Origin of the sequence: Bacillus sp. FSL R7-0646 (assembly GCF_037969865.1) — a bacterium.
In the GTDB taxonomy this organism is placed as follows: domain Bacteria; phylum Bacillota; class Bacilli; order Bacillales; family Bacillaceae; genus Bacillus; species Bacillus licheniformis.
The window spans coordinates 4,117,790-4,131,521 of record NZ_CP150217.1 but is presented as its reverse complement, the minus strand read 5'-3'; the positions used below and the strand labels follow the sequence as shown (position 1 = coordinate 4,131,521).

Here is a 13,732-nt window from a genome sequence, read left to right as displayed (position 1 = left end):
TAGTACCTGCTCCTTCACTAAAACTTTTTTATACAAATAGACTTAACAATAAAGTAAATCCTAATCCGGCCACCGCGATAATTGTTTCAAGCAGTGTCCAGGTGGCGAATGTTTCTTTCATGCTCAGGCCGAAATACTCTTTGAACATCCAGAAGCCCGCGTCGTTGACATGGGAAGCGATTACACTTCCTGCCCCTGTTGCAAGCACAACCAGTGCAAGATTGACATCGCTTTGTCCGAGCATCGGAAGAACGAGTCCGGTCGTGCTTAATGCAGCAACTGTCGCGGAACCTAAAGAGATTCGCAGAATCGCGGCGATGACCCAGGCGAGCAAGATCGGCGACATGGCCGTTCCTTTGAATAATTCAGCTACATAGTCGCCTACTCCGCCGTTGATCAAGACTTGTTTGAATGCGCCGCCGCCCCCGATGATCAAGAGCATCATTCCGATTTGAGTAATGGCGGTTGAACAGGAATCCATCACTTGTTTGATCGGGATCTTTCTGGCGATACCCATCGTATAAATCGCGAACAACAGGGAGATGACCATCGAAGTCGAGGCATTCCCGATTAAACGAATCGCTGCCAGGAAGCTGTTGTCTGCAAGTCCCATTGTTTCTTGAATGAGAGTAATAATAGTCGAAATCGACATGATAATGACTGGAAGCATAGCTGTGAAGACGCTGATGCCAAAGGCTGGCGTCTCTTCAAGCTTGAACGTTTTCTGTTCACCGAGTGAAGCGATGCTGCCCATTTTCTCAAATGATTGCGGTACGATTTTTTTCGCCAGTTTCGTAAATAAAGGTCCGGCCAAAAGAACGGTTGGAATTGCAACAATGATACCGTAGAGCAGCACTTCCCCGATATTGGCGCCGAGTTCTCCCGCGATAGCCGTCGGTCCCGGATGCGGAGGCAGGAAGCCGTGTGTGACGGATAAGGCCGCCGTCATCGGAATTCCGAGGTATAAAATAGAAATCTTCAATTCTCTTGAAATTGCGAATACAATTGGAATCAATAAAACCAATCCGACTTCGAAGAATAAAGCAACCCCGATGATAAAGGAGGCGATGACGACCGCCCATTGGATGTTTTTCTCCCCGAATTTGTTGACGAGGGTCATCGCAATGCGCTGAGCGCCCCCTGAATCCGCGATCAGCTTGCCCAGCATGGCGCCGAGCCCGAAGATCAATGCGATATGGCCGAGCGTTCCGCCAAGGCCTTGTTCAATCGTTTTGACGATGTCGTCAAACGGCATTCCAAGTGCCAATGCAACACCGAACGATACGATAATCAAGGAAACAAACGTATTCAGTTTTAACCCCATAATCAAAAGCAATAATGCGACAATCCCGATTGCTACGATTAATAATGGCATGATAACGCCTCCAATTCTTCCCCTATTTTTTGCTGGTTAAGCTTCTTTGATAATTTGCAATTTGTGTATACTCGTTTTCCAGTGCTCGAGATAAGTTGATAAAGATCGGCATTAATTTTCTGTATTCTTTGGCCGATTCTTCTTTCGGCGCGTGTCTGTGCGTGCTTCCGACCATGTCGGAGACGACATCGAACGAATCGATTTTTCCCGTCGCGTACAGTCCCAAAATGCAGGCTCCGAGACAAGAGCTTTCATAGCTTTCCGGCACGACGACTTCCGATTCGAAAATATCGGCCATCATTTGCCTCCACACATCAGACCTTGCGAAGCCTCCGGTCGCCTGAATTCGGGCAACTGGACCGTCCATGCATTCTGTCAACGCCAGGAAGACGGTGTACAGATTGTAAATAACCCCTTCCAATGCCGCGCGGATCATGTGTTCTTTTTTATGGGACATGGTGAGGCCGAAGAATGAACCGCGCACATCCGGATTCCAGAGCGGCGCCCGTTCGCCAGCGAGGTATGGATGGAACAGCAGTCCGTCGGCACCCGGTCTGACGCGTTCGGCAATTTTGGTCAAGACATCATATGGATCAATGCCGAGGCGTTTTGCGGTTTCGATTTCTGATGAAGCAAATTCATCTCTGATCCAGCGAAGGACGATCCCGCCGTTGTTGACTGGCCCGCCGATGACCCAATGGTTTTCAGTTAAGGCATAGCAAAAGATTCTGCCTTTTTCATCGGTTTGCGGCTCATCGATAATCGTGCGAATCGCGCCGCTTGTCCCGATGGTGACGGCGATTTCGCCTTTTTTAATCGCGTTGACGCCGAGGTTGGACAGCACGCCGTCGCTTGCGCCGATGACAAACGGCGTTTGCGGATCGATTCCCATCATCGCCGCCAGTTCCGGATTGCAATTATGGAAAATTGCTGTTGTCGGAACGAGCTTTGATAAGTGGTCGGGCGTGATGCCGGCAATCGCAAGTGCTTCTTCGTCCCAGGCCAAGGTTTTGAGATTCATCATTCCCATCGCCGAAGCTAATGAGTGATCAACGACATATTGATCAAATAGTTTTTTGAAAATATATTCTTTGATTCCGATATATTTTTTCGCTTTGGCAGCGGTTTCAGGATGTTCGTTCACAATCCACGTGATTTTGCTTAGCGGCGTCATCGGGTGAATCGGCGTTCCCGTCCGTTTGTAGATATTGTGCCCGTTCATTTCTTCTTTGATTTTATGAGCCCAGCCTTCGCTTCTGTTATCTGCCCAAGTGATGCAGGAGGTGAGCGGCTTGTCGTTTTCGTCCATCGCAATCACGCTGTGCATCGCACTGCTGAATGAAATGAATGACGGCTGTTTGTCGGGATGCTGCTGCATGATTTTCGCCGTTGACTGGATGACGGCCTGAAAGATCTCATCCGGGTTTTGTTCAGCGGTCGAGATGTCCGGCGTGTGAAGCGGGTAGCCGATGCTTTCCTTTTGGATCACGTCCCCTTTTTCACTGAATAAAACCGCTTTCGTGCTTGTCGTACCGATATCTATGCCTAACATATAACTAGTCATTTTGTTGTTCGGCTCCTTTCGCCAGCATTTGTTGCGACAGCCATAGATCTTCAACTTTACCTTGTACGTCATCGAAATTTTGATGTAGGGATTTAAGCATCAGATCCCTGTCTTTCGTTTTGATCGCTTGAATATAAAGTTCATGGTTATCGAGAATTCGTTCAAAGTCTTCGTATTTTTCTTTTAAGCGGGCCCGCATGGATAAAAGAATAAAGCTTTCCATCACAGGTTTGAGATTGTTCCATATCATCAAAATGTAAGAATGATTGATGGAGCGGACAATCGTTTCGTGAAATAAGACGTCTTGAAATGAGAACTCGTCGGCATCTTTGTATTTGATGGAGACTTTCATCATCTCCAATATTTTGCTGAGGTCTGTTACCAGTTCGTCGACATTGGCCTGTCCAAGCCGTTCGAATACGAATGTTTCCATCACCAGGCGCACATCATAAATTTCTCCTATTTCTTTTTCGGTTAAACCGATGACAACGGCCCCCATCCGTTCCAAACGGATGATTTTTTCCGATGCCAGTATTTTTAAAGCCTCGCGGATGGGAGACCGGCTCACCGAGAATTCCGCAGCCAATTTATTTTCAGATAAAATGGTACCGCTTTCAATCAAACCGGAAATAATGCGCATTCTCAGCTCGCATGCGACGCGAACACCAGTTGAAGCTCTAGAAAGCCACTTCTCCGGATATAAAAGGCCTTTAGATTCGCTCATACACTCACCTTCCTAGTTATACGAGTATACTTGTATACAAGTATGATAACGCGATTATTTTGATTATGCAAACACTTTCATTTTAAATTTTTCGAAAAATTTTTCCATTTAGAAACCATTTGTTTTGCAGAAGCGCTTTGAAAGCCCCCCTGAAGCAAAAAAGTAAAGGGAGCAGGTGCCCTTTATGTTTTGACCATTTCTGTGGCAATGTTGTACAAAGCCTTCGGAAACACCTATCTTGTTTTCGTTTGTTAATTTAATTAATTAACCATGGTACAATAAAACCTACGATATGGTGTAAATGGAGGATTTCACATGCAGCGCGGTACATTTCAATTAATGAAATCGGTGAACAAATCGATCATTCTTAATAAAATCAGAACATCAGAGCCGATTTCGAGAGCTGAGATCGCCAAGGAAACAAAGATCACCCCTCCCACGGTCTCAAGCATCGTCAAAGAGCTCATCGGACAAGGACTCGTTAAAGAAAGCACGCTCGGTCATTCGAGCGGCGGAAGAAAGCCGACCATGCTCCACATCAACACGGGTGCCTATTATGTCATTGGCATTGATGCCGGGCCTGAGACGGTGGAGTGCGTCTTAACCGATTTAGCCGGAGGGATTTTGCAGCGGACGTCCAGCCTGCTGAAAAAACCGCTGACAAACGAGAGGTTCATGGAAGTTTTAAAAGAAAGTGTCTATGCCATTTTGGGACGTGCCGATGTCGAGCAAGAAAAGATCATCGGGATCGGCATTGCAATGCACGGTGTGGTCGATGCTGAAACGGGAATGTCGCGCATCGCACCGATTTTAAACTTAACCAATATCCCCATCAAAGATGTGCTGGAACAAGAATTCAACTTAACCGTAAGAGTTGAAAACGATGCCCGGGCGATGGCGCTTGGCGAATCGTGGTTCGGCGGCCGCGATGACGCAGGGAGCATGGCTGCCGTGAATATCGGCCGCGGCGTCGGTGCGGGGATCGTCATCAACGGAAAACTGTACCATGGAGCTGAAGGGATCGCGGGTGAACTGGGCCATATGATCATTGATATCAATGGAGAAAAGTGCGAGTGCGGCAACCGCGGCTGCCTGCAGACGATTGTGAGCGGAAAAGCAATTGCCGAACGGGGGAAAAAGCGGTTGAAAGAAAGCACTGACAGCCTGACAGCCAAAGATTTGTTTGAAATGGCCGAGAACGGCTGCCAAACATGTATCGAACTTTTTCAGGAAACCGGTGTGATCATCGGAATCGGGCTGACCAATTTCATTCATCTTGTCAATCCGGGCAAAATCGTGCTGGGAGGAGGAGTGATGAAGGGCGGGAGGTTCATATTGCCGGCGATACGAGAAACGATACAGCAGAAAGCTTTAACAGCCGAAGCGAGGCAGACAGAAGTGACGATAACGAAGCTCGGCGATGAAGCGACGCTTTACGGAGCCGTTTCATTGCTGCTGGCGGAGCTGTTTGATCCGGTGCTAAAATAAGCTTATTTTTTCGCCTATTTTAACACCGGTGAAGCCTTACCCCTGATGATTGACTGTGCGGATAAAGCGCATGAAAGCTTCGCGGTCTTTGAATACTCCGGCGTCCTCAAGGGCTTTGACAAATTTCTTGCCAAGTTCTTTTCGTACAATTGATTCAGCCTGCTCCGGTTCGGACATCTCTCCGTATTCGGTTTTGAGCTGTTCGGCCCATTCCCGGTGATGCGCTTCAACGGCATCTGACTGACCGAGCAGGAATTCTTTCACTGCCGCCAATTCGGTCTTTAAGCGGGGAGGAAGGACGGCCAGGCCCATCACTTCGATTAAGCCGATATTCTCTTTCTTAATATGGTGAACGTCAGCATGCGGATGGAATATGCCGTATGGGTGCTCGGCAGATGTCCGGTTGTTTCTGAGCACAAGGTCGATTTCATAAACGCCGCTCACGTTTCTTGCGATAGGCGTAATCGTGTTATGTGGCGTGCCATCTGTAAAAGCCGAGATATCCGCTTGTTGATCCGAGTAGTTTTTCCAAGTCTGAAAAATATGGTCCGCCGCTTCAACAAGGCTGTTGATCGCAGTTCCTTTCAAGCGGATGACGGACATCGGCCATTTTAAAACGGAAGCTTCGATGGCCGGATGCTGTTTGATTTGAAAGGAGAACGCGCCTTCCGCGCGCGTCATCGCAAACTCATATCGTCCGGCCTGATAATGGTCATGGCTTAAAATAGACCCGCCGACGATCGGCAAATCGGCATTCGATCCGATAAAATAATGCGGAAACAGCTCAGTAAAAGCAAGCAGCCTGTGAAAGGCAAGCTTATCAATTTTCATCGGCCGATGCTGCTCAGAAAATAAAATGCTGTGTTCGTTATAGTAAGCATATGGAGAATATTGAAAATACCAGTTTTCTCCGGCGAGCGGGACTTTAATAATCCTGTGGTTTGCCCGGGCAGGATACCCGATTCGTCCCGCATACCCCTCGTTTTCTTTGCACAGCAGGCACATCGGATAGCTGCGCGATTGTTTTGCAGCGGCGCGTTCCCGTTTGATTTGTTCAGGGTCTTTTTCCGGCTTTGACAAATTGATCGTAATATCCATTGTGCCGTAAGGCGTATCCATCTGATACGAAATATTTTTTTCAATTCGCTTCGTCTGGATATAGTTGCTGTTTTTGCTGAGCTGATAAAAATATTCGGTGGCTGCCAGCGGCGATTGTTCGTATTTCTGCTGGAACACTGCATTGATGACAGAAGGTCTTGCAACAAAGCAGTTCATCACATTTGCCGCCAGCATGTCTTTCGCGTCTAGATCGTCGGTTATCACGCCGTGTTCGACTGCATAGGCTGCGAGTTTTTCCAAAAGGTCTGGGATGGAGTCGCCGGAAGCAGCAGTGGCTTCCTCAGGAAACGATTCCAAGCCCAGCAGATTCATCACTTGGTTGCGCGCGTAGTTCACGTCAGCCGGTTCGATTAACCCTGCTTCAAGCGCTTTTTGAATGAGTCCGGCTATGTCTTGTTCAATCATGTTGACACTTCCTTCCTGTAACCGTTTGGATGCGAGGAATGCCACTTCCATGCATCTTCAATAATCTTTGCTACAGATGTGCGCGAAGGCCTCCAGCCCAGAACTTGCTTTGCCTTGTGAGAGCCGGCAATCAGGATGCTCGGGTCGCCGGCTCTGCGCTTGCCGATCTCGGCGGTAATGTCTTTCCCGGTTGCCTTTCTGGCCGCATCAATCATTTCTTTCACCGAAAATCCTTCGCTGCTGCCGAGATTGAATATATCGCTTTTGCCGCCTTTTCTTAAATAGTCTAATGCCGACAGATGAGCGTCAATGAGGTCTTCAACATGAACATAGTCGCGGATGCATGTGCCGTCGGGCGTATCATAGTCATCGCCGAAAATCGTTATATGCGGTCTTTGGCCGAGAGCGGTCTGCAGGATGAGGGGGACTAGGTGTGTTTCCGGACGGTGGTCTTCTCCGATTTCTCCCGTCTCCCTTGCCCCTGCAACATTGAAGTACCTGAGAGACACAAAGCTGATCCCATGGGCTTCTTCAGTCCGCTTCATGAGCTTTTCCATGATCAGTTTCGTTTCCCCGTAGGTGCTTGTCGGCATTGTCGGCATGTCTTCTGTAATCGGCACCGATTAAGGCTCTCCGTAGACGGCCGCCGTCGAGGAGAATACGATTTTTTTTACATCGTGCTCGAGCATCGCCTGAAGCAAAACCTGTGTTCCGGATACATTGTTGTCGTAATATTTGAGCGGATCTTTCATCGATTCGCCGACAAGTGAACTGGCGGCAAAATGGATCACTTCTTCAATACGTTCCTTTTCGAAAACCGTGCGGAGGAAATCGCGATCGCGCACATCCCCTTCATAAAAGATCGCATCAGGATGTACTGCCTGTCTTTGGCCGGTCTCGAGGTTGTCAACGACAACGACGTTTTCGCCTCTGTCTATTAATTGGTACACGGCGTGTGAACCGATATAGCCGGCACCGCCCAAAACCAACACGCTCATATCCATTCCCCTTTCTATATTTCTTTGGCGCCGTCGCCTATTGCCGCAGTATAAAAAGCGGCATCATAGCCAACCGTTTCGCGGTAGACGGCATTCACGCGTTCTTTAAAGCTGTCTGTCCGGTCTTTTTCTACAATCGCAATCGCACAGCCGCCGAACCCGGCGCCGGTCATGCGGGCGCCAAGGACACCGTCTTGTTCCCAGGCCGCCTGGACAATGGCATCAAGCTCCAGCCCCGTCACTTCATAATCATCCCTTAATGACAAATGGGATTCATTCATCAGCTTGCCAAATCCGGCGAGGTCGCCTTCGCGAAGTTTTTCAAGCGCCTTCAGCGTCCGGGCATTTTCGTAGACAGCATGTTTGGCGCGTTTTTGATTGATTTCATTTCTGATGAGGTGCTGATGGGCTTCAAATCCTTCCATCGTCAATTCGCCCAGGCTTGCGATCGACAACTCCTGTTGCAGATCGCCGAGCGCCTCTTCACATTGGGTGCGCCTTTCATTATATTTAGACCCGGCCAGCGTCCGCTGTTTGTTTGTATTGATGATGATCACATCGTGTTCTTTCAACACGAAGGGAGCGTATGTGTAATCAAGTGTACGGCAGTCTAGCAAAATCGCGTGATCCTTTTTCCCCATGCCGATCGCGAATTGATCCATAATGCCGCTCCCCACGCCAATGTATTCGTTTTCGACTTTTTGTCCGAGCTTCACCATGGAGATCGTGTCTGTCTGCAAATCATAAAGCCCTTTTAACAAAACGCCTGTCGCAAGCTCAATCGATGCGGAAGAAGAGAGGCCCGCTCCGTGCGGAATATTTCCGTAATACAAAATATCGGCGCCGTGAACGATTTGATGGCCTGCCGCTTTCGTCAAAAGGAACATTCCCTTCGGATAATTGGCCCAGCCGTCGGACTGGTCAAAGGCTAAATCGCTCAAGCTGCATTCAATTATTCCTTTGTCAGGGAAGTTCTTTGAATAGAAGCGGATCATTTGATCATCGCGCTTCACGCCAAGGGCATAGGTGCCAAATGAAATCGAGGCGGGGAAAACATGCCCTCCATTATAATCCGTGTGTTCGCCGATTAAGTTGATCCTTCCCGGAGCAAAAAAGGTTCGCGGTGTCTTTTCTGTCTTAAAAATAGAACGAAAGTCGTTTGATAAAGCGGCTGCAGTATTCATATATCCTCCTATTCGTTTGACGTACCAGACTTAATAAATTAATTTAATTAAGTTCAACCCCAGTTTACTACGGGTTTTCGATTGGTGCAATAAAAAGTGTTTTTTCAAATGAAGCGTTTTCATGTAAAATCCTTATTGGCGGGGATAGGGCAATCAGCACTTGACTTTTACGCAAATCAACGTTAAATTAGTAAAATATTTTACTAAAAAATTTGATATTTAAAATAAAGGTGTTCATATGGAGGTTTTACAATCGTGGCGACGATAAAAGATGTTGCAGAAAAGGCGGGGTATTCCATCTCAACGGTTTCCCGCGTATTGAATAACGACGAAAGCCTTTCCGTACCCGATGAGACGCGGGAGAAAATATTTGAAGTGGCGGAAAGCCTGAACTACCGCAAGAAAACGATCAGGACACTGGTAAAAAACATCGCGTTTCTGTACTGGCTGACGGATAAGGAAGAGCTCGAAGACGTGTATTTTAAAACGATGAGGCTGGAAATCGAGAAGCTCGCAAAGCAATTCAACGTCGAACTGGCAACGTATAAAATTTCGGGAGGCATTGACGCCATTCCCGAAAACATAGAAGGATTCATTGCCGTCGGCTCGTTTTCAGATGATGAATTAATCCGATTAAGACAGATGACGCCTCACGGTGTATTTATCGATTCGACGCCTGATCCGAATCACTTTGATTCAGTGAGGCCGGACTTAAAGCAGATGACGAGGAAAACGGTAGATTTTCTCATTGAGAAAGGGCATGAAAAGATCGGCTTTATCGGAGGTACGTACCACAACCCCAATACAGATGAAGACGAAATGGACGTAAGGGAACGAACGTTTCGCGAATATATGAAGGAAAAAGGGCTCTTGGAGGAAAGCTTTATTTTTTGCCGGAGGGGTTTTTCGGTGGAAAACGGCTACCATCTGATGGACAAAGCAGTTGAAACATTGGGAGAAAAGCTGCCGACGGCCTTTTTTACAGCGGCGGATCCGATTGCCGTAGGCTGCCTTCAGGCCTTAAATGAAAAAGGGATCGCCATCCCGGGCAGAGTCAGCATCATCAGCATCAACAACATCAGTGTAGCGAAATACGTATCTCCCCCGCTGACGACATTCCATATCGATATTAAAGAGCTTTGCAAAAACGCTATTGAATTGCTTTTGGAACAAATACTTCAAAAAAGAAAAGCTGTAAAAACGCTATATATCGGTGCCGAACTGGTGGTCAGGAAAAGCACCAATTAAAAAAGCGCGGGCTGCTGTTCACAAGCCGCGCTTTTTTCGTAAAACATTTTACCTGTGTAAGTAAAATAATTGTTTACACTTTTCCTAAGACATGCTATATTGTTTTTGTAAAGCGCTTTCACTCCAATAAAAGGAATGAGACAAATGATGAATATGAAAAAATATGTTGGAATCAGCAGTGTCATTGCTCTCAGTTTGTCTTTAACTGCCTGCGGGCCTAAAGAGAGCAGCAATGGAGCATCAGACTCGAAGCAAAAGGAACTCGTGGTCTGGGAAGATAAAGAGAAAAGCGAAGGCATTAAAGATGCCGTCGCCCAATTTGAAAAAGAGCACGGCGTATCTGTCAAAGTCGTTGAAAAGCCTTACGCAAAGCAGATCGAAGACTTGCGGATGGATGGACCGGCGGGAACGGGTCCGGATGTGTTAACGATGCCCGGAGACCAAATCGGGACAGCGGTAACGGAAGGTTTGATCAAGGAATTAAAGGTGGACAAAGAGATCCAATCGATCTATACGGAACCTGCCATGAGATCGCAGGTGACAAACGGCAAGGTCTACGGCCTGCCGAAAGCGGTCGAAACGACGATGCTCTACTATAATAAAGATTTAATTTCTGAAAAAGAACTGCCGAAAACGCTGGATGAATGGTATGAGTATTCCAAAAAAACGGCTGACGGCAAAAAATTCGGCTTCCTGGCGCTGTTTGACCAGATTTATTATGCACAGAGCGTCATGGGAGGGTACGGCGGCTACATTTTTAAAAGCGATGCCGACGGCACTTATGATCCGGCCGACCTAGGCTTGAACAACAAAGGTGCAGTCGAAGGCGCCGAGTACATTCAGAAGTTTTACCAAGAGGGGCTGTTCCCTGCCGGAATTATTGGGGAGCAGGGCATCAATGTGCTGGAATCGCTGTTTACGGAAGGAAAAGCAGCAGCGATCATTTCAGGCCCGTGGAACCTGGAACCGTTCAAAAAAGCGGGTATCAATTACGGGGTTGCCAAGCTGCCTAAACTGTCCAACGGCAAGCATATGAGTTCTTTTGTCGGCGTGAAGAGCTACAATGTAAGCGCTTATTCGAAGAATGCCGATCTAGCCGAACAATTAGTCGTCTTCCTCGCCAATAAAGAAAACTCAAAGAAGAGATATGAGATCACAAAAGAAGTTCCCGCAGTCAAAGAACTGGCGGATGATCCTGCCGTCACAAAAAGCGAAGCGGCTCAAGCCGTTGCCGAGCAATCTCAGTACTCAGAGTTGACACCGAATATTCCTGAGATGAATGAAGTATGGACGCCGGCGGATGCGGCTCTGCAAACAATTGCAACCGGAAAAGCCGAACCGAAAAAAGCGCTTGATCAAGCCGCGGAAACGATACAAGGACAGATCAAAGCGAAGCACAGCGGCAGCAAATAAGCCGCGGGCGGTGGTGTCAAACTTGTCTTAAGTTTGGCGCCATTTATTATAAGCACGTCCATATAAAGAGGTGAAGGAGAAGGTGCAGCATCGCAAAAAAGCTTTACTATTATCAATTATTCCCGGTCTGGGCCAATTCTACAATAAACAATGGATAAAGGGTCTGTTATTCCTTCTTTTAGGCGTCTCGTTCTTTGCGGTTTTTGGCGATTTGCTGAATATGGGGCTGTGGGGCCTGTTTACGCTTGGAACCGAAGTGCCGCGCGACAACTCGATTTTTCTATTGGCAGAAGGCATTATTGCTGTGATTGTCACCTGTTTTGGGCTGGCTGTCTATTACGCCAATTTGCGGGACGCCTACCAAAACGGAAAGAGGCGCGATGAACAAAAGGAGCTCAGTTCACTCAAGGAACAATATCATAATTTAATAGCTCAGGGATATCCGTATCTCATCAGCGGGCCATCGCTGTTCATCCTGGTTTTTGCCGTTGTTTTTCCGATTTTGTTCAGCTTTGCATTAGCTTTTACAAACTATAACCTCTACCATTCTCCGCCTGCCCGCCTTGTCGATTGGGTAGGAATTAAAACGTTTTCCGAAATTTTCACCGTTGATATTTGGCGGTCGACCTTTTTGGATGTTTTAGCTTGGACCATTGTTTGGACGCTTGTCGCTTCCACGCTCCAAGTCGGGTTGGGAATTTTGTTGGCGGTTGTCGTCAATCAGAAGGAAGTCCGCTTTAAAAAAATTTTCCGGACGATTCTTGTCTTGCCTTGGGCCGTGCCCGGTTTTGTTACCATTCTCGTGTTTGCCGGCCTTTTTAATGACAGCTTCGGTGCTTTCAATCATCAAATCCTCGCCGCATTCGGCATCGATCCGATTCCTTGGATGACGAATGCCAATTGGACGAAGCTGGCGCTTATTCTTATGCAGGGCTGGCTCGGATTTCCGTATGTGTTCATTGTAACAACCGGTGTTCTGCAGTCGATTCCGGATGACCTTTATGAAGCGGCGACGATTGACGGAGCGTCTGCGTTTTCGAAATTCAGGCATATTACACTGCCGCTGATTTTAATCGCGATGGCGCCGATTATCATTACGCAATTCACTTTTAATTTTAATAACTTCAATATTATTTATCTATTCAATGGAGGCGGTCCGGCTGTTCCCGGGTCAACAGCGGGAGGAACCGACATCCTGGTGTCCTGGATTTACAAATTGACGATGCAGTCGAGCCAGTACTCTTTAGCCGCCGCATTGACGATCCTGCTGTCGGTCTTTGTCATCTCAATTGCACTGTGGCAGTTCAGACGGACAAATTCTTTCAAAGAGGGGGCTTAACGTATGAAGAAAAGAAGATTCTTTCGGCTCCTTCTGACCTATTCTCTGTTGGCTTTTATGACAGCCGTTATCATATACCCTCTGCTTTGGACGGTGGGGGCCAGCTTTAATCCCGGCAACAGTTTGGTCAGCACTTCTATCATTCCGGCAAATCCGACATTGGATCACTATAAAGAATTATTCGCCGGCAAAGAGAGCCTCCAATACGGGCAATGGTATATAAACTCGCTGAAAATCAGCATCTTTACGATGATCGGATCGGTCATCAGCGTTTCTTTTACAGCTTATGCTTTTTCACGGTTTCGTTTTAAAGGAAGGAAAAACGCTTTAGTTTTATTCTTGCTGCTGCAAATGATTCCTCAATTTTCGGCTTTGGTTGCGCTCTTCGTTTTAGCGCAGATGCTTGGAATGATGAACAGCCATTGGCTGCTGATTTTGCTGTACATCGGCGGGCTCATACCGATGAACACGTATTTGATGAAAGGGTATATGGACTCCATTCCCATCGATTTGGATGAGAGCGCTAAGATTGACGGCGCAAGCAATACAAGGATTTTCCTGCAGATTATTATGCCGCTATCCAAACCGATGATCGCGGTCGTTGCCATGAACGGATTCACCGGGCCGCTCGGGGATTTCGTTTTGTCTTCGACGATATTGCGGACACCGGAGTCGTATACATTGCCGATCGGTTTATACAATTTAGTCAATGAGGTGATGGGAGCCAGCTATACGACGTTTGCCGCCGGCGCTATTTTGATCAGCATACCGGTAGCCGTCATCTTTATCATGCTGCAAAAGAACTTTGTGTCAGGATTGACGGCAGGCGGAACGAAAGGATAGTCCGAAGGAGAAAATGGTCTAAAAAAGGAGAG

The 13,732-nt window shown here is 47.4% G+C and carries 10 protein-coding genes and 1 pseudogene; 5 read left to right on the top strand and 6 right to left on the bottom strand.

Annotated elements, in window-relative coordinates; all coding sequences use genetic code 11:
- Positions 1-28: 28 nt before the first annotated feature.
- Genes MKY62_RS21305 through MKY62_RS21295 form a run of 3 tightly spaced genes read right to left on the bottom strand, consistent with a single transcriptional unit; the run spans position 29 to position 3,663 of the window.
- Positions 29-1,375, bottom strand: a complete 1,347-nt coding sequence (locus MKY62_RS21305) for a GntP family permease (RefSeq protein WP_003177906.1) — start codon at positions 1,373-1,375, stop codon at positions 29-31.
- 22 nt (positions 1,376-1,397) lie between these two features.
- Entirely contained in the window at positions 1,398-2,939 is a 1,542-nt protein-coding gene (gntK, locus tag MKY62_RS21300) for a gluconokinase (RefSeq protein ID WP_009329998.1), read from the bottom strand.
- Complete coding sequence (locus tag MKY62_RS21295; protein WP_003177902.1) at positions 2,932-3,663, bottom strand: GntR family transcriptional regulator; 732 nt, start codon at positions 3,661-3,663, stop codon at positions 2,932-2,934. Before MKY62_RS21295 ends, gntK begins: the two co-directional genes overlap by 8 nt.
- 315 nt (positions 3,664-3,978) lie before the next feature.
- Here MKY62_RS21295 and MKY62_RS21290 point away from each other — a divergent pair, with 315 nt between their 5' ends.
- Positions 3,979-5,151: an ROK family transcriptional regulator gene (locus MKY62_RS21290; RefSeq protein WP_017474422.1), complete on the top strand. Its 1,173-nt coding sequence runs from the start codon at positions 3,979-3,981 to the stop codon at positions 5,149-5,151.
- Between the two features lie 36 nt (positions 5,152-5,187).
- Here the strand turns inward: MKY62_RS21290 and galT are convergent, their stop codons facing one another.
- From galT to MKY62_RS21275, 3 genes and pseudogenes are all read right to left on the bottom strand, one after another.
- Positions 5,188-6,675 carry a UDP-glucose--hexose-1-phosphate uridylyltransferase gene (galT, locus tag MKY62_RS21285; protein WP_003177897.1) on the bottom strand — a complete coding sequence of 496 codons (1,488 nt, stop codon included), beginning with the start codon at positions 6,673-6,675 and terminating at the stop codon, positions 5,188-5,190.
- A pseudogene (gene galE, locus MKY62_RS21280) lies at positions 6,672-7,673 on the bottom strand (UDP-glucose 4-epimerase GalE). Before galE ends, galT begins: the two are co-directional and overlap by 4 nt.
- Positions 7,674-7,687: 14 nt before the next feature.
- Positions 7,688-8,857 carry a galactokinase gene (locus MKY62_RS21275; RefSeq protein ID WP_009329994.1) on the bottom strand — a complete coding sequence of 390 codons (1,170 nt, stop codon included), beginning with the start codon at positions 8,855-8,857 and terminating at the stop codon, positions 7,688-7,690.
- A gap of 255 nt (positions 8,858-9,112) precedes the next feature.
- Between MKY62_RS21275 and MKY62_RS21270 the strand changes: the two genes are divergently transcribed.
- The 4 genes from MKY62_RS21270 (at position 9,113) to MKY62_RS21255 (ending at position 13,700) form a co-directional block, all read left to right on the top strand.
- Positions 9,113-10,105 (top strand): LacI family DNA-binding transcriptional regulator, encoded by a 993-nt coding sequence (locus MKY62_RS21270; protein ID WP_003177891.1) that lies wholly within the window; start codon positions 9,113-9,115, stop codon positions 10,103-10,105.
- A 144-nt stretch (positions 10,106-10,249) separates the two neighbouring features.
- On the top strand, positions 10,250-11,518 hold the full coding sequence (locus MKY62_RS21265; RefSeq protein ID WP_003177889.1) for an extracellular solute-binding protein: 1,269 nt from the start codon (positions 10,250-10,252) through the stop codon (positions 11,516-11,518).
- Positions 11,519-11,600: 82 nt separating this feature from the next.
- A complete protein-coding gene (locus tag MKY62_RS21260) occupies positions 11,601-12,857 on the top strand; it encodes a sugar ABC transporter permease (protein WP_003177887.1) in 1,257 nt (418 codons plus the stop codon).
- A 3-nt stretch (positions 12,858-12,860) separates the two neighbouring features.
- Complete coding sequence (locus MKY62_RS21255) at positions 12,861-13,700, top strand: sugar ABC transporter permease (protein WP_003177884.1); 840 nt, start codon at positions 12,861-12,863, stop codon at positions 13,698-13,700.
- Positions 13,701-13,732 lie beyond the last annotated feature (32 nt).

Excerpts from the sequence above, each read along its gene's own strand:
- MKY62_RS21305 (WP_003177906.1), bottom strand. The coding sequence starts at position 1,375 with ATGCCATTATTAATCGTAGCAATCGGGATTGTCGCATTATTGCTTTTG.
- gntK (WP_009329998.1), bottom strand. The coding sequence starts at position 2,939 with ATGACTAGTTATATGTTAGGCATAGATATCGGTACGACAAGCACGAAA.
- MKY62_RS21295 (WP_003177902.1), bottom strand. The coding sequence starts at position 3,663 with ATGAGCGAATCTAAAGGCCTTTTATATCCGGAGAAGTGGCTTTCTAGA.
- MKY62_RS21290 (WP_017474422.1), top strand. The coding sequence starts at position 3,979 with ATGCAGCGCGGTACATTTCAATTAATGAAATCGGTGAACAAATCGATC.
- galT (WP_003177897.1), bottom strand. The coding sequence starts at position 6,675 with ATGATTGAACAAGACATAGCCGGACTCATTCAAAAAGCGCTTGAAGCA.
- MKY62_RS21275 (WP_009329994.1), bottom strand. The coding sequence starts at position 8,857 with ATGAATACTGCAGCCGCTTTATCAAACGACTTTCGTTCTATTTTTAAG.
- MKY62_RS21265 (WP_003177889.1), top strand. The coding sequence starts at position 10,250 with ATGATGAATATGAAAAAATATGTTGGAATCAGCAGTGTCATTGCTCTC.
- MKY62_RS21255 (WP_003177884.1), top strand. The coding sequence starts at position 12,861 with ATGAAGAAAAGAAGATTCTTTCGGCTCCTTCTGACCTATTCTCTGTTG.